Here is a 20,880-nt window from a genome sequence, read left to right on the forward strand (position 1 = left end):
ATCTCCCCCTTTTACTTTTTCTCCATTTCGTCAAGAAATCGTATAGAGCGTTCCATTCGCTCTTGGTACATATCGCGCATCATCACTACGTTTTCAATTTTTGTATTCATTTTGCCAATCAAGTTGCGAAGAACATCGATGTACCGCTCGACTGCCAACTTTTGTGTATCAGGGCTCTGGCCATTCTCGTGAAATGTCCGTCGTAATTCTTTCAGAGACTCCTCCGCAGCCATAATTTCCTGAATTTCTTGAAGAGAGATACCTAAATGGTCTTTCAGCCGGAGGATTTGCTTAAGGAGATCCATCGTGTTCTGATCATATAAACGATGCCCACCACTGGTTCTCGATGTGGGAGAAATTAGACCCACTTCCTCATAGTAGCGAAGCGTTCTCGGCGTAATACCCAGTTGTCGTGAGACCGCATCAACGGTCAAAGCGTTCATCTCATTATCCGTCAAATGGATACACCCACTTTGTACAGAGTTGCGGTTTGCATCTAACATACGATACTATATAAACATATAGTTAACGTCAACGTACATTTGCAATTTGCATTTACAAGACCTCGGGAGGTGAACCAAAGCTGTTTGCGGCTTTGGGAAAACGTGAAGATCGCGGATGGAGTCGAGATGCTTGAACTTGAAATGAACATGATGGGCCATAAAAACACGATCAATCCGACACTTCTCTATGATGACCACCGTTCTGTTCTGGTGGATGTCGGAATGCCGGGTCAACTGGAGGCCATCCAAGCCGCCATGGAAAAGGCGGGAGTGCCGTTGGAGCGCATTGACGCGGTGATTTTCACACACCAGGACATCGATCATATCGGTGGCATGCAAGATTTGTTGAAAGCCCTGGGCAAGCCGATTGAAGTCTATGCACACGCCGAAGACAAGCCATATATCGAAGGTGACAAGGAACCGATCAAGATGACCCGTGAGCGCGTAGTTCAGATGCTTGAACGCATGCCGGAGGGTGTGCGCAAACAGGCTAAGGCCATCTTCCTTAGTCAACCGACTGCCAAGGTGACGAAAACGGTGTCTGATGGCGAAATCCTTCCGTTTTTCGGCGGTGTTCAAGTCATCTTTACGCCGGGTCATACCCCAGGTCACATCAGCCTATATCACCAAGCCACTAAGATACTCATCACCGGAGATGCGACGGTCAGTCAGGACGGGAAAATTCTCGGCCCTAACCCGCAGGCCACGCCGGACATGCCGATGGCTCTTGAGTCGCAGAAGAAATTCACTTCACTCGATATTTCTAAGGTGATCTGTTATCACGGTGGACTCTGTCAAGATCGTGTCAACGTGCAGTTTCGTGAACTAACCAAGTAATGGTTCATTTAAAATGCACAGGAGGTATGAGCAGATGCATTCGAAAAATGCAGCGCTCTTAGTAATGGACGTTCAAAATGGCATCGTCTCGCGTTATGCAGTAAATCCGGAAGTCATGGCTCCCTTTCAGAATGCGGTCAGCGTAGCCCGCCAGGAAGGCATTCCCGTCATCTTTGTCCGCGTTGCATTCCGTACAGGCTATCCGGAAGTCAGCGCAAGAAACAAGTCGTTTTCCGCCATTGCACAGAATCGGAATGCTATGACCGCATCCGAACCGTCCACGCAAATCCACGATTCCGTCGCCCCTCGACCAGATGAGCCCGTTGTCACGAAACTCCGCGTCAGTGCATTTACCGGTAGCGATCTCGAAGTCATTCTTCGATCCCGACAAATCAACACACTTATCCTCACTGGCATCGCGACGAGCGGCGTGGTCCTGTCAACTTTGCGCGAGGCCGCAGATAAGGATTATGGCCTGGTCGTGCTATCCGACGCTTGCTTGGATGCCGATGCGGAAGTGCATCGCGTTTTGCTGGAAAAGGTGTTTCCGCGTCAGGCCGATGTGTTGACAGTGGGCGACTGGATCGCGACGCTGCGTTGAACTGGGTGTCCGGTTGGCTCATTGAGGTGTGGGAGCGGGTGTTGGCGTCTGATCCTGGCGGCCGGCTCTGCGGCCATCGGCGTGGCCACTACCGTTGGGCGTGGAGTATGCGTTCGCGTCCGTGATGTACGCGGGCGGCAAGGGCATTGTGGTCTCCATGCTGCTGAGCGCCGTCATCACGATGATGGGCTTGACGGCACTGGCGGGCACCAGGGTGTGGCCGAAGGTGCAGATCGCGGCCTTTTTTCCGGTCGCCATTGGCGCGGGCATGGTCGCTGGTGCTGCAGTGAGCGGTCATACGGATCTCATGCTTGGGGGATCTGTCCTCGTCATGTTTGCAACGGTGGCGGTGCGCCGATTCGGCATTCCGTATTTCTTCTACGGATTCATGGGGTGGAGGTTCTTGATGTGAGCGGCGTTGGCCAGAGTGAGGGTGCAGGTGGCTTCCAGCACGTTGAAGACCAGTTTCCAGTACACGCCGGTGCTTTCCATGGCGATCTCGGTACACCCGAGTTCCGCCACCCAGTCCGAGAGCTCCAACAATCCGAACAGCACGGTGGGGAACTCTCGCATGAACATCTGTGGTTTCTCTTTCAGTGATCCCTTGAGAACGCAGGCGACGACGTTGGCCTGGTGAACGTCCAGGCCGGCACAGCATTCCCGGATGCACCTTTTCATCCTTTCCAAGCAGGGCACAGCTGCCTGACCCAAGGAAATTTGATGGATGTCCTCGTGGTGACAATAATTTGTGCTCAAGGCAGCTGTGGCTAGTTTAGGGCATGGGGTCGCACCCCATAAAGGAAACAACCTTCCTGTCCTGCTTGGTCTCATGATCGCTTATGGACCCCAGTAAACTACCCAGCGGTATTTTCATCATAATCTCGTGTCCCGCCAGGGGCATGGGGGTTTAGGGCCAAACGTTTCAGTTCATCATGCAAGATAAAGATACCGATGGAGGGACATGATACGGGGATATGGCCATCCTCTCTATGCGACGGCCCTGTTCTGTTGTATTCGACGCAGTGAACTAAATCCAGATTCCTGTCGTCCGTACTGTGAAATAACTCTATATATGTAGCAGTAAAGGGTATCCCCATTCGCCGCGGGGAAGGATATGCTCTCATGATGGACTGCAGGTTGTTGGCTGAGACGACAGGGGTGATCCCTTCTTGGATGACGATGACGTGCATCTGGTGCATCGCGCCAAACGCGGAGACACCGATGCCTTTGAAGCCATCGTTCGAAACTACCAAAACTTTGCGTACCGCACGGCGTATGGGGTGACGCAGAACCATGTGGACGCTAAAGATGTTGTGCAAGAATCTTTTGTGAAGGTGTTTGTATCCCTTCACACCCTGAAGGAGGAACGGACATTCCCGACCTGGTTGGCCAGGATCATCGTGCGCACGGGCGTCGACTGGTTGGCTATCCACCGACGAGCGCGTGACGTACACATGGATTTGACAAATATTCCGTCAAATCAGAGAGAATCCCAGTCAGTGGATACACGCATTGATGTGCAACGAGGCTTGGCGCTTCTGAGTATGGAGCACAGAACGGCCCTCCTATTGCGGGATGTGCAGGGGTTTGCCTACGAAGACATCGCCAAAATCCTGGACATTCCCATTGGAACCGTCCGGTCGCGCATTCACAATGCGCGCCAGCAGTTGCGAAGGACGCTATTGGGAACGGAAGGAGGATAACAGAATGGATTGTGCCAAGATAGAGGCCAGTCTGTCCGCCTATATGGATGCAGAATTATCATCCGACGAAACGCATTTGATCGAGGCCCATCTGGCAAGTTGTGTATCGTGTCAGGCACGGTTGGATGTGTGGAAATTCGTGGCTTATGCCGTACGAGGAACCTATGAAGAAATCCGTGCACCGGAAGACATGCTGGCACAGGTCATGAGCCATGTTTCTTCTGCAAGGCAAGGCGGTCAGATCGGGCGTGTCGCCCGCCTTCTGGCTATCGTTTTGTGTGCCTTTGGGGTGGTGGGTGTTGCGGTGACCCTGTCTTCCATTGGGCTGGTCCTGTGGCCCTTCTTTCATCTGCTGCTTCCGTTGTTGGGAGGCCTGTACGGATTCAGAAGCATGATCAGCACGGGCTGGATCGTGGCGGGCGGTATCGTCTCCCTTAGTTTGGCGACGCTTTGGTTGCGCCTGATGAACCGGGTACTCAAAAGCGTAAGGAATGAGGTTGTGATATGAGGCGCTGGACCCCATTTCTGGCAGGCCTGCTGATGACGTTCCTGATCGGCATTGCGTCCTTGGCGAATACCCCGGCCGCTCATGCGGCATTTAAAGACAGCATCCTGTCTGTGAACCCGGTTGTGGTCAATCGCGGGGAGGCCATCAAGGATGTGGCGGTGATCGGACACAATGTCGTGATCTCCGGCGATGTCTACGAGGCGCTCCTTGTAGTAAACGGGAATGTGCGTCTGACTCCGACCGCCCGGGTGGGCGTACTGGTCGATTTCGGCGGCACCGTGGAGACGGCGCCCGGCGCGCAGGTCCATGCAGAGTACACGGTTTCGTGGGGGTCTCCGTTTTGGAACAGTGTCCTCTTGGGAAGCGGCTTGGTCCTCTTGGTCTGGGCCTTCCGGATGGCGTTCAGCGCCGCACTGCTGGCCGTTCCTCTGCTCTTGTCCATCGTGTTGGGGAAATGGTTGGACCGACCGGCTGACGTGATCGCACAGTCCGTTCGACGGACAGGCGCAGTCGGACTGCTGACGGCATTGGGAACCCTGGCCGTTTCGGGAGTTCTGGCCATCACGATTCTGGGACTGCCGGTCAGCGCCATCCTTCTGTTGTGTTACGGAATCCTGGGCTTGGCGGGATGGTCCACAGTCTCCTTATGGCTAGGACGCATCTTGGCGCATGCGTTCTCTTACGGGGACAGACCGCGATGGCTTCAGTGCATCATGGGGGCCGCTGTATTAATGGCCTTCATCAGTGTACCGACGGCGGGCGTGCTGCTCTTTCTCTTATCTTGGCTGGTCGGCACGGGGGCGGTGACCATCGTGCTGTGGCAATGGTTCGAAAGCCGAAGGGAACGGCGTTCCAGAAAGTCCTCATAGAGCAAGGGAATGCAGTCGCCGGCCTTATAACGAGCGGCGGAACGGTCAGAACGGAATCAGGATTGTGGCTTGAATCGGCATACCTTCATAGCGAACACGGTGAGTGGGAAAAGATAGTGAGAAGATCGCCACATCAAACGGCCCGAAACGGTTCCGATTACGAAACCGGCGAGCACATCCGTCGGCCAGCGCATCCTGACGTACCCGCGCCAACAGGACCAGGATCGCCACGGCTGTGAACGAGGATTGGATCCACCGACAGTTGGTTCCCCACGACGCGGCGGCGAAAGCGAAACTGCCAGAAGCATGGTCGCTGGGAATGAGGCGCCTACGGGGTGCGAGATCAACTGAGTCTAGGTTCCCTTTCGTAATACGACATACGGGCGTGGGCGGAACCAAATGTGGGAAATGGCCACGTTCACGAAAAGTGCCAACATGCCTGCGAACCCCACGACGATGAGTGCGTGCCGATGCCTGGTGTCCATTTTGGGCAGGGTGAACCAAGCGACGAGATAGAGGACTACGTAGATTTCCAAGGCGTATTTCGCGAAGAACATCAACACGGCATCCAACAAGGGGTGATGGCCGGCCAGTCCGTTAATGGCATGATACGTCTGTATGTCAAAGTGGGAGAACGTTAGATGCGCCATGCCGGCGATCGCCAGGATCTGTGCGAGGAGACCGGCGAAAAGAAGAGGTAAAGACGCGTTCGAGTCCGCGAAGACGTGCGGCGCCGAATCATGGCCAGGATGCGCTTAATCGTGGCCTTCACCCACAGCAGACCGGACAGAACGACCCATACGATGCTCAATAGCCATAGGACGAGCCACCAAAATCCGACATGCGGAGCGGTCGCGCCATGCGGGAACAGGTGCGCGGCGAGGATGTGTAGAATCCTGTTCACCTCGAACAGCCCGGAGAACAGGGCAACGGCTTTCAGCACGAGGGAAACCCTGTCCACGGGTCGAATCAGGATCCGGATGAGGCTCTGTTTCAGACCTCGAAGGAGTTTCAGGATCGTGGTTTGCGCATCAATGTAGACATGTTCCAACGCGAAGGGAAGAAGACGTTTCCACATATCGACCTCCTGGTTGGCTCTAGTATTGGCGGTGGGCTCATGGTTACATCGGTAAGGAGGACGAGGATCAGAAATAAGCTCAGGGAGATTGGCTGAACTTTTTTCGCTGCGCCGGCGTCCGTGTTCTGGCAAGTATCTCGAGGTGCAGGAAGCGATTTCGTGCATTTGCATATCCAGCAGACAATTCATCACTACGGCTACTTTGGCGTGTTTTCCATTCTGCTGCTCGAAATGGTGGGCATTCCGTTTCCCGCCGAAACCACGCTGACGATCTCCGGTATCGAATGGACCCAAGGGGTCTTCCAACTTGTCCCACTTCTCGTGGCGGCGGCCACAGGCAACTCGATCGGCTCCATCATTGCCTATTGGATCGGACGGCTTCTGGGGCGACCTGTCATCGTTCGGTGGGGAAAGTACGTGGGCATCACGAGCGAACGGCTGGATAAGGCCAACGGAGTGTTCCATAAGTATGAGGCGACGGTGGTGTTGTTTTCGAAATTCATCGCGGGCATTCGCGTTTTGGTGCCCTATTTGGCGGGCATCAACCGGATGTCGTTTGGTCTTTTCGCGCTCTATACGACGATCAGCGCCGTGGTCTGGTCGGTCCTCTTTATCCTTCTGGGCCGGTATCTGGGGATCGAATGGTCGCGGTACCATCAGGTGCTGCACCAATACATGGTCCCGGGGATCATCGTTCTGGTCCTGCTTCTTGGCTTGATCGTGTATTGGCGCAAACGGCGCCAGAAGTAGGGAAGGGCTGACGTTTTACCGCTTGAGCATTCGATCTTCGCCAAGCGTCTGGATCAGTTGGGATACCCGGCGGGCGAGTTCGTCGAGCACGTTCTCATCGCTCACTCGGCTTTTTCCCAAAGCGCCGCGACGGATGTAGGCGGAAACATGCACCCGTCCCTTTCTCTTTCGCACGGTTGTGACGGTATATAGTCTGCCATGCAGGTATACCGTCACCGGAAACGCCAAGCGGTTATGCCTAATGTTTACGATCGGGTTCACCGCGCACACCCGCTTTCTTTAAGGATAATACCGACCATGCCGAAACATCCTCGTGGCTTTGACCTCGCACGCACCGCTATCCCTTGACTTCACTCACGGCCAACGAGTGGCGGTGACGGCAGAACCTTTCGAACTAACCTTCCACTGATCGTCACATGGAGCAGTATCATTTTAGTTGAGTCAACAAACTCGTAATTCTGGAAAGAATGATAAAAAAGGAAGAAGGAATCCAGATGCGAGTGTACGACAAAGAATTCAAAGAAGAAGCAATAAAATTGTCTTATGAAATCGGGCCAACAGCGGCCTCCGAACAACTGGGGGTTCCGTCCACAACGCTGTACACATGGCGGAGCCAAAGCAAGAAGCATGGATCCTTGGCATTTGTAGGGAGTGGCCACCAGCGTATCGATCCGAAAACCGCCGAGTTGAAGGGGTTGGAAAAAAAGATCAAGGAATTGGAATCCGCCAATGATATCCTGAAAAAAGCGTTAGCTTTTTTCGCAGAGAGCCAAAAGAGGTAGCTGCACGAGACTTGTTTCGTTTTATAGGGATTCAAAAGGAAAAAGACGCCACCAAGCACAGCGTGAAGGAAATGTGTAAGGTTTTGCAGGTCAGCGAAGCTGGCTACTATCGCTGGCGGCGTACTCAAAACAGGCCCTATAAATACGATGATCTTTTGGCGAAGATCCGTCAGATTCGTGCAGAAAACAAAGACTATGGAGCATACCGAATTTACTTGGCCTTGCAACTGTTCCACGGCTATATCGGTACCTATAATGTCGTCCGGAGACTTTGCAAAACCCATCAACTGATGCTGAAGAAGAACCATCATGCCCAGGGAACGACCAAGGCTGATCCTGCTGCACAAGCGAGCGAAAATCTGATTAAGCAGGATTTCACTGCCACGGCCCCCAATCAAAAGTGGCTGGGGGATATCACGGAGATCCCCACGGCGGAGGGCAAGCTGTATGTCAGCGCCGTATTGGATTGTTATGATGGCGCAATTGTAGGATTTAAGATGGCGGATCACATGAGAGCCGAACTCTGTGTCGCGTCATTCACCTTGGCTGTCCAAAAGCATCAAGCCTTTGGCATGACGTTTCACAGTGATCGAGGAAGCCAGTTTACCAGCAAGGTGTACCGAGAAACCTTGGCCAGGTATGGTGCGGTGCAAAGTATGAGCCATACCGGAAGATGCTACGACAACGCCAGAATGGAGTCTTTTTTTGCCACGCTGAAAAAAGAGTGCATTTACAAGGTCAAAACAGAAACATTGAAGATGGAGGTGGTCAAAAGCATGGTTTTCCGGTTTATCGAAATTCACTATAATCGGAAACGAATTTACACAACCAACGATGGTTATCCACCTTTGATGAAACGTCGTCAGTATTACCGAGACCAGCTATCCGAGGTGGTATAAAAAGCGGGTAGCTAAGTTCTTGCTCCCAACATCTGTCGCAAGACCGTTTTTCATTTTGTTTAGGAATTCATTCGTCAAGGTCAGGTCGTATTTTCCAGAAAAGTACGTCTGGAAAATCTCCACCTTTCCCTTGACTTCACCCACCACCCCTAGGCGTAGCCATAGACCGGTATTACGAGTTTCGGGGCTAAACTAAATTTGACAATTCCAACAGCTGTTACGAGTCCAACCGCCACCCGTACGGCATCCAACTCCCATTGAATACTCCCTCAAAGACGAGCACCGTCGCCAGATAGTACGGTAGGATGGACACTCCGGCCGTCCACATGTAGGGAATCCACGTGAAGGGGGGACATGGCAAGCGCGTAATTGACCACAATCCCAGGGATGAGCAACAGACGAATCAGAAGAATGCGCCAAGCTCCGTGTCCGATGACCCATTGTACGCGGACGAACATGGGGGCGCGATCCACCAAAAACCGGCCTAACCGGCGGGCTATGACAAACGTCATGGCTGTCTCGAGCAGACACCCAGTGATTGCATATCCCAATCCCCACCAGACGTCGTACACCTTCAAACACGCGAGAACGAAGCCTTCGGACGGTAAGGGGGTCATGCAAAGGAACGCGACCAGAACGATCCATACATACGCCTATCGGGCCCATATTCTGAATGAAGACAGACAGGGTTCCTTGTCGATCCACGACAAGAAAAGCTGCAGCTACGACTGAAGCAACAAGCAGGGCTGAAATCCATCTCGCCCCTTCATGGCTACACATCCCGAACCGTGTCCGTCTGTCGGCCACCATATCGGAAGAGCCGGAGTCCGATTTTCGTGATCCAACGTACATACTTTTCAAACCGCCAGGCGATCATGCTGGAGAACAAACCGACCACAACGCCCGCCACGACATCTGTCGGCCAGTGCAGTCCCACATATACCCGAGCAATGGCCACTAGTATAGCCAGTGCCATAAAACTGCGCCGAATCCAGATGGGTCCCCTCCGATACACGCCGAAGGCAAAGGCAAAACTGCCGGATGCGTGATCACTCGGAAACGAGGCGTCGTTCGAATGGGCAATCAACTGGTGAAATGTCCCGTTTGGCAAGACGGCAAACGGCCTCGGTCGAAACCAGATGTGCGAAATGACCACGTTCACGACCAGGGCCAAGATACCTGCTAATACAGAGACGATGAGCCCGTGGCGTATTTTGGAGTCCTCACGTGGTAATGTGAACCAAGCCACTATAAAGAGCGCCGCATACAAAAAGGGAGCATCCTTGGCCAACACGATCATGATCGCATCGAGGATCGCCACATGACCAGACAGATTGTTTACAAAATGATATAGTACTACATCAAAGCTATTCATTTGCTCGTTCCTCTCCGCCAGTTATATCGCATGACGAAAACCCTGTGCTTTCGTGCACGCGCACTTACTGACGACAGTAGGATCTCAAAAGTTCACGATGCGCGTCTAAGCTCATTCATCGTCTGGAAGCGGTTATCTTGTAATGACATCTTCCCGGCGTGGCCCGACGGAGATTAGGCGAATGGGGACTCCGATCACCTATTCGATCCACTCTACATAGCGTCTAGCTGCTTCAGGAAGCTCCGCATAGGCGCATACCGTCGAAACGTCAGTCTTCCACCCTGGCATGGTCTTCAAGACAGGGGTGGCCGCGTCCAACTTCGCCGTCACGGGAAATTCGGTCGTGGGTTCCCCCTTGACCCGATAGGCGACACAGATGGGGACCTCAGCCAGATAGCCCAGCACATCCAGATTGGTCAGCGCCACCTCCGTGGCTCCTTGCACTTGGCAACCATAGCGAGTGGCCACGGCGTCAAACCGGCCCACGCGTCTCGGCCGCCCGGTCATACGGCGACGAGGCGGCAAAGGCGACTGCGGTGGTAAAACCCACGCTCAGCGCTACCACCGTTGCGATCCCGAGCAACGTTTTATTCATAAAGTACTCATCCTCCTCGAAATTAGTTCCCTGCACCTAACCATTCGGCACAAGGAACTTGTTTTTATACTTCACCTTATAAGACCGCCGATGCGCCAAAAAAGTTGCATCCCACATGTGCAAAAATACGAGAGTGCAACCAGAGTTCCCGCCGCGTCTGAAGCAAGAGACGGGCACAGGAGTATCCTTGGCACGCCGCGCCTTATGCATTTTTAAGTTAAGGAAACAGCGATAACCCCGGACATACGAGAAGTCAACGCATGATGGCCATATGTCAGCGAGTTCATTGAGAGTTCATTCTTCCGGCACGCCGAGCAGCATTCGCGCTGCAAAAACCGCGAATCGGCGCAACTCCTCACCGCCCGCCTCCGTAGTTTAGGCCACCCATAGAAATAGGAGGTTCCATCTGTCCTTCGGTACCAGTGCCTTCAACTGCTCCTTGATGTCGTCTTTGATCTCTTCCGACTGAATCATGGGTGTTCAGTCAGCATCATAGAAATCTTCGACCAGCTTCTCCGCCAACAATGTCAACGCTACATCGCCCGTCAGCATCCCCGCCCTCCATCCGCGTTGCGTCTGAGAATACCTCTCCCAGCTTGACGTCAGCAAGTCCAATTGCAATTCTTGTTGTGGCACCGTCATGGCACCCTGGCATGGTTTCCCGTAGGTAACATGAGACTGTACGATGCTGCAGCAGGGTGGCGACTCGAATCGCCGCCCTTTGCGTTTTCCAGCAGCGTCACACCATGCCCAGTTTCACGTCGCTTATCCCGGCGTCCACCTGATTGAATCTCCGTCCCCCGTATCCGATTTGCCGCTTGATGGCTATACCTTTACACGATGCTGACTGTCGACCAGCTTTGCGCCTTGCTGCACGATCAGCCGGACAGCATGTACCAGACTCTCGGCAAGATGAGAAAGAGGGACTGGGTACAACCCATGCGCCTGGCCTTTCTGCGCCGCAACGTGAAAGGGTGGGTGCTGACCAAAGAGGGACTTCCGTTTGCGTTTGGACTGACGAAGGAAACCCGTGCAGGACTCCTTCGGCAGCAGGGCAACCTGCCGGACGATTCCAGCCATTTGGGCCGTCTCCGAACTCCACATGGAAACGGACGGCATTTTGCAAGCGGTTTGGAACGGACCATGGGAACACCGGGAATCGTTGAGGGACTGTCCGAACATCGACTGCGACACATACCGTGACATGGTGCCACTTGGGAGGCAGACCCGTCTTCCCCTGTTTGTAAGAGGATGAACGACTTCTTATCGTGAATCTGCGAATTCGCTGCAAATCAATTCACTGGCAACCAATTTGCTTGCTGCCCCCTTGACGCGCACACTTGCCTCACGTTCGCGTTCAATGCCTCAGTCCTACCCTACGCATCAATGTCCTGATCGCGCCACGTGCGCGCAAGGGGCGCGACACGGCCCGTCTTCCTACGGGAAGAAAATACGCCTGCGGCGATATTTCGGGAAAGCCCATCCAGACGGATCGACATCGTCGACAGCGGCCGAGACGTGATGGGGATGGCCGTAGCATGCACCCCGGAGTGCGCCCCCGATTGCAAAAATAGAATCGTGTCAAAGTTCCCCGCCACCCCCTCGAAGGAAGGGGTGTTTTCGTTGTCTCCGTGTCGCGGGAGGAGGAATCGGCCATGGTACGAGACATCGCGCCGCATTTTGACAAGCAGGTTCCGTATATAGATGTACCGATGAGGGGGCGCAGCGCCATGCATGTCAAAATTATCGAAGGCGAATGGGCTGACAAACGGCGGGCGGCTTGCTATAGTTATCTACGAATCTTGTATATGCGAAGGCAGGCGCAAGGAGGTGCCGACCATGCCGACGGCGATCTATGTGCGGGTGTCGACGGAGGATCAGGCGAAACACGGGTACAGCATCCCGGATCAGATTCGACAATGCCGGACGAAGGCCGGTGAGACGGACATCTGGGAGTACGTGGACGAGGGGGTGTCGGGCGAGTTTCTGGATCGCCCAGCCCTGTTACGGTTGCGACAGGATGTGCACGACGGACTGATTGATACGGTGGTGTGCTACGATCCGGACCGGCTGTCGCGCAAACTGGCCCATTCGCTCCTGGTGGCCGAGGAGATCGAGAAGCGGGCGCGGCTTGTGTTTGTCAACGGCGAATTTGCGAAGACTCCGGAAGGGATGCTGTTCTACCAGATGCGCGGCGCAGTGGCGGAATTTGAAAAGGCGAAGATCACCGAGCGCATGGCGAGCGGACGGCGGCAGAAGGCGCGTCAGGGCAAGGTGGTGCGCGACTTTCAAATCTATGGGTATCGCTATGACAAGGAGACGGCGCAGTTGCGTGTGCACGAAGAGGAGGCGGCGGTCGTTCGTCTCATCTTTGATCTGTTCACCAAGCCGAGCGCGGCGGCGCAGGGAATCAACGGCATTGCGAACCATTTGACGCGCCAGGGCATCCCGACCAAGAAGCATGTGGGCGTCTGGCATCGGCAGGTGGTGCGCCAGATCCTTCACAATCCGGCGTACATCGGCGAACTATACCAAAATCGGTGGAACGCGGAGGGAATGCTCGGTAATCCGTTTCGTAACGAGGACGAGAAGATTCACCTGAAGGCGCGCCCGCGTTCCGAATGGATATACACGCCATGCCCGGCGATTGTGGAGGAAGCGCAGTGGCGCTACGCCCAGCAGTTGCTCACGACATCAAGACGAAGGTGGGCGGGTCAGTCTCGACATGAGTACTTGCTGTCGGGGTTGGTGCGTTGCGCAGACTGCGGCAACACGATGACCGGACGGCGGGCGAAGAACTGGGGGCGCTTCGTGTACGAATACACGTGTGTGAAAAACACGGCGGGAGCCAAGCACAAAGGGTGCGGACATCGCTTGATCTGCGAGGATCTGGATGGACAGATCTGGCAGCAGATGCAGGCATGGCTGACCGCGCCGGAGGAGCTGGCTACGGCGATCAACGAGGAGCCTTTGCAAACGCCGTACGAACAGGACGAGTGGGAGCGGGTGTGCCGGGACATCGAACGCAATGAGCGGGGGCAACAGCGTCTCTTGGCGTTGGTGACCGAGGAGGACGGTCTCGATCTGGGCGACATTCGGGACAAGCTCAAGGAGCTCAAAGCGCATCGTGCGCAAGGGGAGGCCCGGAAGGTGGAACTGGAAACGATTCTTGCGGCGCAGGCAGAGCGAGACGGGAGCCGACAGACCGTGCAAGAAGCGGTCGAACATTATCTGGCGGTGCATCCTGAAGAACTGACCGAGGGGCAGAGGCGGGAGATCCTGCGGATGGTGGTGCGCGAGATCCGGGTGTACAAAGACGGGCGGGTCGACGTGTTCACCTTTTGACGGTGGACGCATAGGCTAGCCATCGTGAAGATCCTGCTTAATATATGGGATTATTAACCGCTACCATTAGACATTTATATAGAAATCCTAATGCATCTGCGTTCATCCAAAAAGCACCGAAAAGACGTGTATCTATCGGATCGAATCGGTGTGGACAAAGATGGGAACGAATTGACGATTGCCGACTTGCTTGGGTCGGACCCGGATGCTGTGGAAGACATGGTTGACCTTTCGTGGGAAAAGCAAAAAGTTTTCGAGCTGATGCCAAGTCTTCCCGAGCGAGAACGGGAGGTCCTCTGTAAGCGGTATGGACTCCCCGAAGGGGAAGAGAGAACACAGCGCGAAATTGCCAAAGAGTTGGGGATTTCGCGCTCTTACGTGTCACGCATTGAGCACCGCGCACTGACGACGCTTTACCAACACATGCATGGTGGCACCACGAATTCGGCTATGCTAGAGTAGGGAGCGACTCGTACGCTTGAAACAGTACAGGTTTTGTAGAGAGGAGAGTCTGCTGAAACCAGCACTCCGATGACTCAGTGGCTAAAAAACTATTTGCCGGACGAATACGTTTCGTCCGTTTACGATCTTTCCCTGGACGAGCTCTGGCGGCAAGGGCGCCGGCTTCTCCTTTTTGACTTGGACAATACTTTGGTTCCTTGGAATCATGGAGAGGTTTCGGAAGAGCTCATGAACTGGTTGGACTTGGCGCGTGAGCGTGGTTTCTTTGTGTGTATTTTATCGAACAACCGAGGGACGCGCGTCCGGCAGTTTGCGGAACGCATTGGCAGCGACTATATCGCCGAAGCGAGGAAACCCAAAGACATTGCATTTCTACAGGCAATGGAACGATTTCAATGTACACCTGAGATGACGGTTATGATTGGAGACCAATTGTTTACGGATGTCCGCGGTGGAAATCGCGTGGGTGCTCGAACGGTTCTCGTTCTTCCGATTTCTCGGAGGGAATGGTGGGGAACACGATGGAATCGGCGCGCGGAGCGCGTCATTCTCTATTGGTTGCGGCGTCGATACGCGCTTCGCACACCGAATCGAAGGGAGAAGACGAGGAATTGAGACAATGTCAGGGATGCGGAGCAGTGTTGCAGACGGTCGATAGCACTCAACCCGGATATGTGGTGCAAAGCGCGCTCAGTAGAGACCATCCACTCTGTCGGCGCTGTTTTCGAATTCGCCACTACGGCGACTTTGGAGAGGTTTCGGTGAGCCCCGAAGAATACCGGGCGGAAGTTGCGAAAATCAGGGAGAAGCCGGGGCGTGTCATTTATGTGTTGGATGTGTTTGACTTGGCCGGGTCGATTCTTTCAGACATTGCACCGTACTTTGAAGGCAGTGCCGTCGATGTTGTTGTGAACAAAATTGACTTGCTACCTCGCGAGGTTAAAGTTCATCGATTGGAGACGTGGATTCGCCAGACCGTACAAGCATCTGGGGTTAAGGTTGCTCGAGTTTTTTTTGTGTCGGCACAGAGTGGTCAAGGAGTGGACGCATGGAAAGCCGCCCTCACACAGGTGACAGAGGAGTTTGTGTATGCTGTCGGTGCTGCGAATGTTGGCAAATCGACGTTGCTCAATCGCCTAGTTCCGGGCGACCTAGGAGGGACTTCTGAAACGTTTACGATGTCTCGCCTGCCTGGCACCACGCTGCGGATGGTCGGGCAGTCCATTCAACTCGCTGGAAAGACAAAAATTTTATTTGATACACCAGGACTGGTTCGCAAAGAGCGCATTTCCGAACGTCTTTGCCCCAATTGTCTGGCGCAAACTGTTCCGCGTGCACGAATCCGGCCTCGCGTATTTCAACTCCGTCCAGAGCAGACGCTCTTCTTAGGGGGCTTGTGTCGGTTCGATTTCGAACACGGAAAACCGCAATCGGTCGTACTCTATGTCAGTAACGAGCTGCCCATTCATCGAACAAAATTGGAGCGGGCAGATGACATCTTGACGACTCGACAGCAGGAGGTGTTGAAAATCCCCTGCCGTTCGTGCCAAATGAGAGCACTTGCCAGTCAGCCACACGCCTTTGCTTCGGTTGGAATTCCAGCTGTGAAAGGGGCTCTGCGGATTGGGCGCAGAGGGTCCGATTTAGTCTTGCCTGGGCTTGGGTGGATATGTCTTTCCGGGGACGATGTGGTGGGTCGCTTGTGGACACCACAAGGAATTGTTCCATCGGAGAGGCGACGCCTGATTGGCGATGTCAGTCGCCCATTCAGCACTGCGAAAACGCGTAGAAGGATTCTTTCTACGTCTCGGACGGTTGCAGAGCGGCCCCGTTGGTCAGGGAGATGAAGAGCGTGGGGAAGGACCAGACGTCAAAACTATGCTGCGGTTTGCTCGGTTGGCCTGTGTCGCACTCTGCCTCTCCTGCCATGATGTCGAAGGCTTTTGACGTGTTGGCCATGGAAGCGGTGTACGTCCCTTTCGCCGTTGCTCCCAATCGCCTTTCGGACGCGGTTCGGGGACTATCCGCATTGGGGGTCGTCGGTGTTAACGTCACCATTCCGCACAAAGAGGCGGTGTTTGCACTCGTGGCTCGGCGCACGGAGGTGGCTGAGCTTGCCCGAGCCGTCAATACCGTGCTCTTTCATCCGGACGGAGCGATTGGTCACAACACCGACGTGGTCGGGTGGTGGGACTCGGTGAGGACTTTGCTTGACAAACGCCCCCATCCACGCATGCTCATACTGGGTGCCGGAGGTGCGGCCGCCGCCGTTGTGGCGGCCCTTTGCACTTATCATCCTGAGGCGACCGTCGTTTTGACATCGAGATCGACCGAACGTTGTCAACAGCTGATGAAACGCTTTGAAGACCGCATCAGGGTGACGGATGTTCCATGGACAGAGCGGACGAGTGCTGCAGCGCATGCGGACATGGTGGTCAACACCACACCACTTGGCATGTGGCCAGAGAGCGATGCATCGCCGCTCCCGGAGACGTTCGTCTGGTCGGACGAACAGATTGTCCAAGACATTGTCTACCGCCCGATGCAGACGCGTCTCTTGCAACAGGCGGCGGCATCGCGAGCGACTGTTTTGGACGGAGTTGGAATGCTCGCTGGACAGGGCGCGGCATCGTTAAAGTTTTGGTTTGACGTGGATGCTCCCGTCAAAGAGATGGAAGTTGCCGTTCGCGATTTCATCATGCGTGCTGACCTGCGTGCTGAATCGGGTGCTCGTGGCGGTGTCCCCGCAGATGAAACGCCGCCCGTGTGATATACTTTGACAAAAAGAGGACGATGACCATGCTATCAAACCAACAACGGCGCTACTTGAGAATATTGGCCCAGGCGACAAAGCCTGTCGTGAACATAGGCAAGAGCGGGATCAGCGGAAATTTACTTGAACAAGTAGAATTGGCTCTAGAAGCGCATGAGTTGGTCAAAATTTCTGTGCTGGAGACGAGTCCCATGCCGCGCGATGACGCAGCAAAGGCGGTGTCGGAAGTGACGGGAGCCGAGATTGTGCAGTGTATTGGGCGCGCCGTCGTGCTCTATCGGCCTTCGGAGTCGCACAAGACGATTGAGTTGCCAGTTCCGTGAGCGGCCAAACGGTGGTCTTGTTTGGAGGTACATTCGACCCTCCCCATCTTGGTCATTTACTGATGGCTACGCTGGCGCACGAGCAGTGCGATGCGCCCGTCTGGCTTTCACCGGCTCCGCTGCCGCCGCACAAGTTGGAACTGTCGCCGCTACCATTTTCCTGGCGTCTCGAGATGTTGCGGGAACTCGTCAAGGGACAGTCGGGGCTTGAAGTTCAGGCGTTGGAGTTACAGTTGCCACGTCCGTCCTACACAGTCGATACCCTGCGCTATTGCCGTGAGAATTTTCCACAATATCGCTTTCTATTCCTGATGGGAGCCGACAGTTTGCACACGCTACCCAGTTGGAAAGGGTCGGAGGAAATGGCGGAGCAGACTGAATTTGTCGTGGCGGCTCGGTCCGGGTATCCGTTTGAGCAAACGGTCAGACAATGTCGGAAGGCATTGCCGCAAGTGCGCGTGAAGTTGTTGGAAATGCCACTCGTGGACATCTCCTCGTCCTGGATTCGAGGTCGGTTGAGTCGCGGGCAATCTCTGTGCGGACTCGTTCCACCTGCTGTCGAAAAATTATTGCGGCAAGCAGTTCAAGCGAATTCCTGAAGGCATAGAGGGAGAGGAGACCGAGACTTGGAACTAGAGCAGACCTTGGCGAGAGATGCAGAGATTGCGCTCAGCAAAGACCGATTTTCGCATGTGCAAGGTGTTGTTGAGACTGCCGAACAGTTGGCTTCGCTGCATGGGGTAGACCGGGTGTCCGCCCGCCTCGCGGCATGGCTTCATGACTTGGCACGCGAGTGGCCGGAAGCTAAACTGGAGATGGAGGCAGAAAAAATAGATGTTCCTAAGGGATTTGGTGCAATTCCCACGCTTTTGCACGGCCCGGTTGCAGCACATTTGGGAAGAACGGTGTACGATATAGGCGATGCCGATATTCTTCATGCTGTCACATATCACACCACCGGAAGCCTCGGCATGGGGATGTTGGATAAAGTGCTTTTCTTGGCGGACACGATAGAACCCGGACGCCGGTTTCCCGAAGTAACGGCGATTCGGGAATTGAGTCAAGTCAGCTTAGATGATGCGATGTTGTTGGCGTTGGACAGTTCTCTGAAATATTTACTCGCGGTCAAGAAACAGATATTTCCTCTGACCGTGATGGTTCGGAATGAATATCTGGAGAAAGTACAAAAAGCGTAGGTTACAGAACGAAAAGGAGAGTGGCGATGACTCGCTCAATAGCAGAACTGGCGGTGGAAGCGGCGAATGCGGCGTCTGACAAAAAGGCAAAAGATATTCTTGTCTTGGACATTCGTGATTTGACGCCAATGGCGGACTATTTCGTCATCTGCTCTGCGACTTCAGGTACACAGGTGGAAGCGGTGGCTCGCTCGGTTCGAGAGAGAATGAGCGAACTCGGCGCGCACTGCAAAGGTGTGGAAGGAGTGGCGGAAGCTCGCTGGGTTCTCATGGACTTCGGCGATATCGTCGTTCATATTTTTCGGCCAGAAGAGCGCGAGTTTTATCATTTAGAGCGCCTATGGGGAGATGCGGAGCAAGTACCCTTTGAGGCGCAAGCCTGAAGTCATGACAGAAGATGGTAACAATCGGTTGATTCATGAGCCCTATGCAGAATTGGCGGCAGTATACGATGAAATGCTTCCAGATGAAGAGTTTTACGCACAGTGGTTGGCTTTGTTGAGAGCAGAGTGGCATTCAACTCAGCCAGCCTCGGTGGTCGATCTCGGTTGTGGCACGGGGGTACTTGCCGTCGCCATGGCCCAGGCTGGCTGGTCAGTGATCGGCGTGGATGGGTCGGAAGCGATGTTGGCAGTGGCGAGTGAGCGGGCGATTGAGGAGCGAGCAACCGTTTCCTTGAGATGTATGGACTTGCGGAGCTTTCATTTGTCCAGTCCGGTTGAGGTGGCTGTTTGCACACGGGACGTTTTGAATTATTTGCTGACGGAATCGGACTTAGAATGCGTCGTTCGACGGGTACACGATGCACTGGTACCTGGTGGGAAATTTTTCTTTGATGTTTTAGGCCCGAAGCGGGTTCGGCAACTTGCCGATGGGGTCTGGCATGTGGTGACAGATGCCACAGTGTTACTGCATCTCACGGAAGTAACGGAAGTAGCGGGTGAGTGCGGACGGCCCATCATTTCTCACGACATTACCTGTTTCTCGAAAGTCGATGATGGCTATTATGAGCGTTTTGATGAGTGTCATCTTCAGAGATTCTATACGGCGTCAGTCCTCGCGTCCGTCCTGCTTCGTCAGGGATTTCAAGTGGCGGCTGTTTACAGTGATTTTCACAAACACAATGCGGTTCTGGGGGCAGAACGAACGACCTTGGACTCCGTTGACTTTGACGATGCAGACCGCATGATTTTTGTCTGGGAGCGATTGGGCTGACGCGGATTCCGTATCTCATCGCCAGGAGTTGTTTCTCTTTGTGAATGTGGTACAAGAATCAATAAGACTGTCTGCATGCGAAACAGGCGCAAAACATCAGCTAGAGAAATCTCTCTCATACGGACTGGGAGGGATTTTTTATGTGGAACGGCGAAGATTCATCGGAAGTTGGACAAAGTCGGCAGTGGTCGAAAGTGGAGTGGGGTTTTGAGGACTCTGTCCGGGAAGAAGCTATCGAGCGGGCTTCTCTGCTTCATGTGACAGACAATGCTGTCGATGGTGGACTGGAGGACACTGTTCGTGCGCGCCAAACGGGGGTGTTTCGGTGGGCCATGCTGACTGCGTGTGTTTCGCTGATTCTGTTTTTTGGTATGTTGACTTTGAAGGCTTTTGCAATACCGCACTCTCACATGGCAGTAGCTGTCGCGCCAGTTGCCACGTCCCCTGCGCCGTCTCTTCAAGTCGATGTGGGAGGAGACGTTCATAAACCAGGGGTGTACACACTTCAGGGAGACGCGCGTGTCGAGGATGCCGTCCGGGCAGCGGGGGGCTTCCTACATGCGGCGGACATGGAGGGGGTCAATTTAGCACAGCCATTGATGGATGGCCAAGAAGTGTTCATTCCTCGGATGTCAGCGACGGCAGTGCCAGCGGTGGCTAATCGAGGCGCTGGCACTCTCGTCACTTCGCCCAGTGGTCTGTCGACTGCGTCGTCTTCTAGTTTAGGAAATTCCAGTACGCACCATCAAGGCAGACGACTCGCGAAATCTAAAAAAACTCCACTTGGCTTGAAAATTGATCTCAATACGGCAGACGCAGCAACGCTTCAAACGTTGCCCAAAATTGGTCCGGGCCGAGCTCGCGAAATTTTAGCCTACCGACAGTACCATGGCAGTTTTCACTCCGTTTCTGATTTGCGAAACATTCGAGGCATTGGACCGAAAATTTTTGCTGACATTGCTCCGTATTGTGTGGTTCAGTGAACACTCTTCGCATGGGGCAATGGCTGTGGGCGGCCAGTTCTTCTTGGACACCGCGACGTTCTGTTGTGGCCCTCTGGCTCTCG

The 20,880-nt window shown here is 54.2% G+C and carries 31 protein-coding genes and 1 pseudogene; 21 read left to right on the forward strand and 11 right to left on the reverse strand.

Annotation, left to right across the window (positions count from 1 at the left end; translation table 11 throughout):
• Positions 1–11: 11 nt before the first annotated feature.
• On the reverse strand, positions 12–458 hold the full coding sequence (locus tag M4I36_RS04835; protein WP_258110579.1) for a helix-turn-helix domain-containing protein: 447 nt from the start codon (positions 456–458) through the stop codon (positions 12–14).
• Positions 459–587: 129 nt separating this feature from the next.
• Here M4I36_RS04835 and M4I36_RS04840 point away from each other — a divergent pair, with 129 nt between their 5' ends.
• The 3 genes from M4I36_RS04840 (at position 588) to M4I36_RS04850 (ending at position 2,353) form a co-directional block, all read left to right on the forward strand.
• The gene (locus tag M4I36_RS04840; protein WP_258110580.1) at positions 588–1,340 is read left to right on the forward strand and encodes an MBL fold metallo-hydrolase; all 753 of its coding nucleotides are present in this window, start codon (positions 588–590) and stop codon (positions 1,338–1,340) included.
• Positions 1,341–1,374: 34 nt separating this feature from the next.
• Positions 1,375–1,941: a cysteine hydrolase family protein gene (locus M4I36_RS04845; protein WP_258110582.1), complete on the forward strand. Its 567-nt coding sequence runs from the start codon at positions 1,375–1,377 to the stop codon at positions 1,939–1,941.
• A 94-nt stretch (positions 1,942–2,035) separates the two neighbouring features.
• On the forward strand, positions 2,036–2,353 hold the full coding sequence (locus M4I36_RS04850; RefSeq protein ID WP_258110583.1) for a hypothetical protein: 318 nt from the start codon (positions 2,036–2,038) through the stop codon (positions 2,351–2,353).
• On the opposite strand, the gene M4I36_RS04855 is transcribed toward M4I36_RS04850, so the two are convergent.
• On the reverse strand, positions 2,320–2,772 hold the full coding sequence (locus tag M4I36_RS04855; protein WP_308661049.1) for an IS110 family transposase: 453 nt from the start codon (positions 2,770–2,772) through the stop codon (positions 2,320–2,322). The two genes, M4I36_RS04850 and M4I36_RS04855, sit on opposite strands and share 34 nt — an antisense overlap.
• A 338-nt stretch (positions 2,773–3,110) precedes the next feature.
• On the opposite strand from M4I36_RS04855, the gene M4I36_RS04860 reads away from it, so the two are divergent.
• From M4I36_RS04860 to M4I36_RS04870, 3 genes are read left to right on the forward strand one after another with little or no spacing between them, the layout of a single operon-like run.
• Positions 3,111–3,644 (forward strand): RNA polymerase sigma factor, encoded by a 534-nt coding sequence (locus M4I36_RS04860; protein WP_258110585.1) that lies wholly within the window; start codon positions 3,111–3,113, stop codon positions 3,642–3,644.
• A gap of 4 nt (positions 3,645–3,648) precedes the next feature.
• Positions 3,649–4,152, forward strand: coding sequence for an anti-sigma factor family protein (locus tag M4I36_RS04865; protein WP_258110586.1), 504 nt, complete (start codon positions 3,649–3,651; stop codon positions 4,150–4,152).
• Entirely contained in the window at positions 4,149–5,021 is an 873-nt protein-coding gene (locus M4I36_RS04870) for a hypothetical protein (RefSeq protein ID WP_258110587.1), read from the forward strand. Before M4I36_RS04865 ends, M4I36_RS04870 begins: the two co-directional genes overlap by 4 nt.
• Positions 5,022–5,374: 353 nt before the next feature.
• Here the strand turns inward: M4I36_RS04870 and M4I36_RS04875 are convergent, their stop codons facing one another.
• Both M4I36_RS04875 and M4I36_RS04880 read right to left on the reverse strand, forming a co-directional pair.
• Positions 5,375–5,671, reverse strand: a complete 297-nt coding sequence (locus tag M4I36_RS04875; protein ID WP_258110588.1) for a phosphatase PAP2 family protein — start codon at positions 5,669–5,671, stop codon at positions 5,375–5,377.
• On the reverse strand, positions 5,659–6,099 hold the full coding sequence (locus tag M4I36_RS04880; protein WP_258110589.1) for a hypothetical protein: 441 nt from the start codon (positions 6,097–6,099) through the stop codon (positions 5,659–5,661). The genes M4I36_RS04875 and M4I36_RS04880 overlap by 13 nt, the downstream gene beginning before the upstream one ends.
• Positions 6,100–6,258: 159 nt before the next feature.
• Between M4I36_RS04880 and M4I36_RS04885 the strand changes: the two genes are divergently transcribed.
• Positions 6,259–6,849 carry a DedA family protein gene (locus tag M4I36_RS04885; protein ID WP_258110590.1) on the forward strand — a complete coding sequence of 197 codons (591 nt, stop codon included), beginning with the start codon at positions 6,259–6,261 and terminating at the stop codon, positions 6,847–6,849.
• A 15-nt stretch (positions 6,850–6,864) separates the two neighbouring features.
• Here M4I36_RS04885 and M4I36_RS04890 read toward each other — a convergent pair whose 3' ends face one another.
• Positions 6,865–7,110: a hypothetical protein gene (locus tag M4I36_RS04890; protein WP_258110592.1), complete on the reverse strand. Its 246-nt coding sequence runs from the start codon at positions 7,108–7,110 to the stop codon at positions 6,865–6,867.
• Between the two features lie 233 nt (positions 7,111–7,343).
• Here M4I36_RS04890 and M4I36_RS04895 point away from each other — a divergent pair, with 233 nt between their 5' ends.
• Both M4I36_RS04895 and M4I36_RS04900 read left to right on the forward strand, forming a co-directional pair.
• Complete coding sequence (locus M4I36_RS04895) at positions 7,344–7,631, forward strand: transposase (RefSeq protein ID WP_258110593.1); 288 nt, start codon at positions 7,344–7,346, stop codon at positions 7,629–7,631.
• 11 nt (positions 7,632–7,642) lie between these two features.
• Positions 7,643–8,530 (forward strand): IS3 family transposase, encoded by an 888-nt coding sequence (locus M4I36_RS04900; RefSeq protein ID WP_258110594.1) that lies wholly within the window; start codon positions 7,643–7,645, stop codon positions 8,528–8,530.
• A 269-nt stretch (positions 8,531–8,799) separates the two neighbouring features.
• On the opposite strand, the gene M4I36_RS04905 is transcribed toward M4I36_RS04900, so the two are convergent.
• The 5 genes from M4I36_RS04905 to M4I36_RS04925 form a co-directional block, all read right to left on the reverse strand.
• Positions 8,800–9,147 carry a VTT domain-containing protein gene (locus M4I36_RS04905; protein WP_258110595.1) on the reverse strand — a complete coding sequence of 116 codons (348 nt, stop codon included), beginning with the start codon at positions 9,145–9,147 and terminating at the stop codon, positions 8,800–8,802.
• A 155-nt stretch (positions 9,148–9,302) separates the two neighbouring features.
• Positions 9,303–9,905 carry an undecaprenyl-diphosphatase gene (locus M4I36_RS04910; protein ID WP_258110596.1) on the reverse strand — a complete coding sequence of 201 codons (603 nt, stop codon included), beginning with the start codon at positions 9,903–9,905 and terminating at the stop codon, positions 9,303–9,305.
• A gap of 198 nt (positions 9,906–10,103) precedes the next feature.
• Entirely contained in the window at positions 10,104–10,391 is a 288-nt protein-coding gene (locus M4I36_RS04915) for an adenylosuccinate synthetase (protein ID WP_308661051.1), read from the reverse strand.
• A complete protein-coding gene (locus M4I36_RS04920; protein ID WP_258110830.1) occupies positions 10,378–10,500 on the reverse strand; it encodes a hypothetical protein in 123 nt (40 codons plus the stop codon). Before M4I36_RS04920 ends, M4I36_RS04915 begins: the two co-directional genes overlap by 14 nt.
• Positions 10,501–10,980: 480 nt before the next feature.
• Positions 10,981–11,136: a hypothetical protein gene (locus tag M4I36_RS04925; protein WP_258110598.1), complete on the reverse strand. Its 156-nt coding sequence runs from the start codon at positions 11,134–11,136 to the stop codon at positions 10,981–10,983.
• 204 nt (positions 11,137–11,340) lie between these two features.
• Between M4I36_RS04925 and M4I36_RS04930 the strand changes: the two genes are divergently transcribed.
• A complete protein-coding gene (locus tag M4I36_RS04930) occupies positions 11,341–11,703 on the forward strand; it encodes a hypothetical protein (protein WP_258110599.1) in 363 nt (120 codons plus the stop codon).
• A gap of 173 nt (positions 11,704–11,876) precedes the next feature.
• On the opposite strand, the gene M4I36_RS04935 is transcribed toward M4I36_RS04930, so the two are convergent.
• Positions 11,877–12,098, reverse strand: a complete 222-nt coding sequence (locus M4I36_RS04935) for a hypothetical protein (protein WP_258110600.1) — start codon at positions 12,096–12,098, stop codon at positions 11,877–11,879.
• A gap of 241 nt (positions 12,099–12,339) precedes the next feature.
• On the opposite strand from M4I36_RS04935, the gene M4I36_RS04940 reads away from it, so the two are divergent.
• From M4I36_RS04940 to M4I36_RS04990, 11 genes and pseudogenes are all read left to right on the forward strand, one after another.
• Entirely contained in the window at positions 12,340–13,845 is a 1,506-nt protein-coding gene (locus tag M4I36_RS04940) for a recombinase family protein (protein WP_258110601.1), read from the forward strand.
• 81 nt (positions 13,846–13,926) lie between these two features.
• Positions 13,927–14,307: pseudogene (locus M4I36_RS04945) on the forward strand (sigma-70 family RNA polymerase sigma factor); the annotation flags it as partial.
• 69 nt (positions 14,308–14,376) lie between these two features.
• On the forward strand, positions 14,377–14,922 hold the full coding sequence (locus tag M4I36_RS04950) for a YqeG family HAD IIIA-type phosphatase (protein ID WP_258110602.1): 546 nt from the start codon (positions 14,377–14,379) through the stop codon (positions 14,920–14,922).
• A complete protein-coding gene (yqeH, locus tag M4I36_RS04955; protein ID WP_258110603.1) occupies positions 14,829–16,154 on the forward strand; it encodes a ribosome biogenesis GTPase YqeH in 1,326 nt (441 codons plus the stop codon). The genes M4I36_RS04950 and yqeH overlap by 94 nt, the downstream gene beginning before the upstream one ends.
• 5 nt (positions 16,155–16,159) lie before the next feature.
• On the forward strand, positions 16,160–17,077 hold the full coding sequence (gene aroE, locus M4I36_RS04960) for a shikimate dehydrogenase (RefSeq protein ID WP_258110604.1): 918 nt from the start codon (positions 16,160–16,162) through the stop codon (positions 17,075–17,077).
• A 29-nt stretch (positions 17,078–17,106) separates the two neighbouring features.
• A complete protein-coding gene (gene yhbY, locus M4I36_RS04965) occupies positions 17,107–17,403 on the forward strand; it encodes a ribosome assembly RNA-binding protein YhbY (protein ID WP_258110605.1) in 297 nt (98 codons plus the stop codon).
• Complete coding sequence (gene nadD / locus M4I36_RS04970) at positions 17,400–18,002, forward strand: nicotinate (nicotinamide) nucleotide adenylyltransferase (RefSeq protein ID WP_258110606.1); 603 nt, start codon at positions 17,400–17,402, stop codon at positions 18,000–18,002. The genes yhbY and nadD overlap by 4 nt, the downstream gene beginning before the upstream one ends.
• A gap of 27 nt (positions 18,003–18,029) precedes the next feature.
• The gene (gene yqeK, locus M4I36_RS04975; RefSeq protein ID WP_258110607.1) at positions 18,030–18,599 is read left to right on the forward strand and encodes a bis(5'-nucleosyl)-tetraphosphatase (symmetrical) YqeK; all 570 of its coding nucleotides are present in this window, start codon (positions 18,030–18,032) and stop codon (positions 18,597–18,599) included.
• 26 nt (positions 18,600–18,625) lie between these two features.
• Positions 18,626–18,982, forward strand: coding sequence for a ribosome silencing factor (rsfS, locus tag M4I36_RS04980; RefSeq protein ID WP_258110608.1), 357 nt, complete (start codon positions 18,626–18,628; stop codon positions 18,980–18,982).
• Between the two features lie 4 nt (positions 18,983–18,986).
• The gene (locus M4I36_RS04985; RefSeq protein WP_258110609.1) at positions 18,987–19,814 is read left to right on the forward strand and encodes a class I SAM-dependent DNA methyltransferase; all 828 of its coding nucleotides are present in this window, start codon (positions 18,987–18,989) and stop codon (positions 19,812–19,814) included.
• A gap of 140 nt (positions 19,815–19,954) precedes the next feature.
• Complete coding sequence (locus tag M4I36_RS04990) at positions 19,955–20,797, forward strand: ComEA family DNA-binding protein (RefSeq protein ID WP_258110610.1); 843 nt, start codon at positions 19,955–19,957, stop codon at positions 20,795–20,797.
• Positions 20,798–20,880 lie beyond the last annotated feature (83 nt).

Origin of the sequence: Alicyclobacillus sp. SP_1, from assembly GCF_024706985.1 — a bacterium.
Lineage (GTDB): Bacteria > Bacillota > Bacilli > Alicyclobacillales > Alicyclobacillaceae > Alicyclobacillus_I.

What these genes read in the sequence shown, in the direction of transcription:
- M4I36_RS04845 (WP_258110582.1), top strand. Translation starts at nt 1,375, where the DNA reads ATGCATTCGAAAAATGCAGCGCTCTTAGTAATGGACGTTCAAAATGGC.
- M4I36_RS04880 (WP_258110589.1), bottom strand. Translation starts at nt 6,099, where the DNA reads ATGTGGAAACGTCTTCTTCCCTTCGCGTTGGAACATGTCTACATTGAT.
- yhbY (WP_258110605.1), top strand. Translation starts at nt 17,107, where the DNA reads ATGCTATCAAACCAACAACGGCGCTACTTGAGAATATTGGCCCAGGCG.
- rsfS (WP_258110608.1), top strand. Translation starts at nt 18,626, where the DNA reads ATGACTCGCTCAATAGCAGAACTGGCGGTGGAAGCGGCGAATGCGGCG.
- M4I36_RS04865 (WP_258110586.1), top strand. Translation starts at nt 3,649, where the DNA reads ATGGATTGTGCCAAGATAGAGGCCAGTCTGTCCGCCTATATGGATGCA.
- M4I36_RS04930 (WP_258110599.1), top strand. Translation starts at nt 11,341, where the DNA reads ATGCTGACTGTCGACCAGCTTTGCGCCTTGCTGCACGATCAGCCGGAC.
- M4I36_RS04950 (WP_258110602.1), top strand. Translation starts at nt 14,377, where the DNA reads ATGACTCAGTGGCTAAAAAACTATTTGCCGGACGAATACGTTTCGTCC.
- M4I36_RS04855 (WP_308661049.1), bottom strand. Translation starts at nt 2,772, where the DNA reads ATGAGACCAAGCAGGACAGGAAGGTTGTTTCCTTTATGGGGTGCGACC.
- M4I36_RS04920 (WP_258110830.1), bottom strand. Translation starts at nt 10,500, where the DNA reads ATGAATAAAACGTTGCTCGGGATCGCAACGGTGGTAGCGCTGAGCGTG.
- M4I36_RS04910 (WP_258110596.1), bottom strand. Translation starts at nt 9,905, where the DNA reads ATGAATAGCTTTGATGTAGTACTATATCATTTTGTAAACAATCTGTCT.
- M4I36_RS04940 (WP_258110601.1), top strand. Translation starts at nt 12,340, where the DNA reads ATGCCGACGGCGATCTATGTGCGGGTGTCGACGGAGGATCAGGCGAAA.
- M4I36_RS04905 (WP_258110595.1), bottom strand. Translation starts at nt 9,147, where the DNA reads ATGACCCCCTTACCGTCCGAAGGCTTCGTTCTCGCGTGTTTGAAGGTG.
- M4I36_RS04990 (WP_258110610.1), top strand. Translation starts at nt 19,955, where the DNA reads ATGTGGAACGGCGAAGATTCATCGGAAGTTGGACAAAGTCGGCAGTGG.
- M4I36_RS04985 (WP_258110609.1), top strand. Translation starts at nt 18,987, where the DNA reads ATGACAGAAGATGGTAACAATCGGTTGATTCATGAGCCCTATGCAGAA.
- M4I36_RS04875 (WP_258110588.1), bottom strand. Translation starts at nt 5,671, where the DNA reads ATGGCGCATCTAACGTTCTCCCACTTTGACATACAGACGTATCATGCC.
- M4I36_RS04895 (WP_258110593.1), top strand. Translation starts at nt 7,344, where the DNA reads ATGCGAGTGTACGACAAAGAATTCAAAGAAGAAGCAATAAAATTGTCT.
- yqeH (WP_258110603.1), top strand. Translation starts at nt 14,829, where the DNA reads ATGGAATCGGCGCGCGGAGCGCGTCATTCTCTATTGGTTGCGGCGTCG.
- M4I36_RS04870 (WP_258110587.1), top strand. Translation starts at nt 4,149, where the DNA reads ATGAGGCGCTGGACCCCATTTCTGGCAGGCCTGCTGATGACGTTCCTG.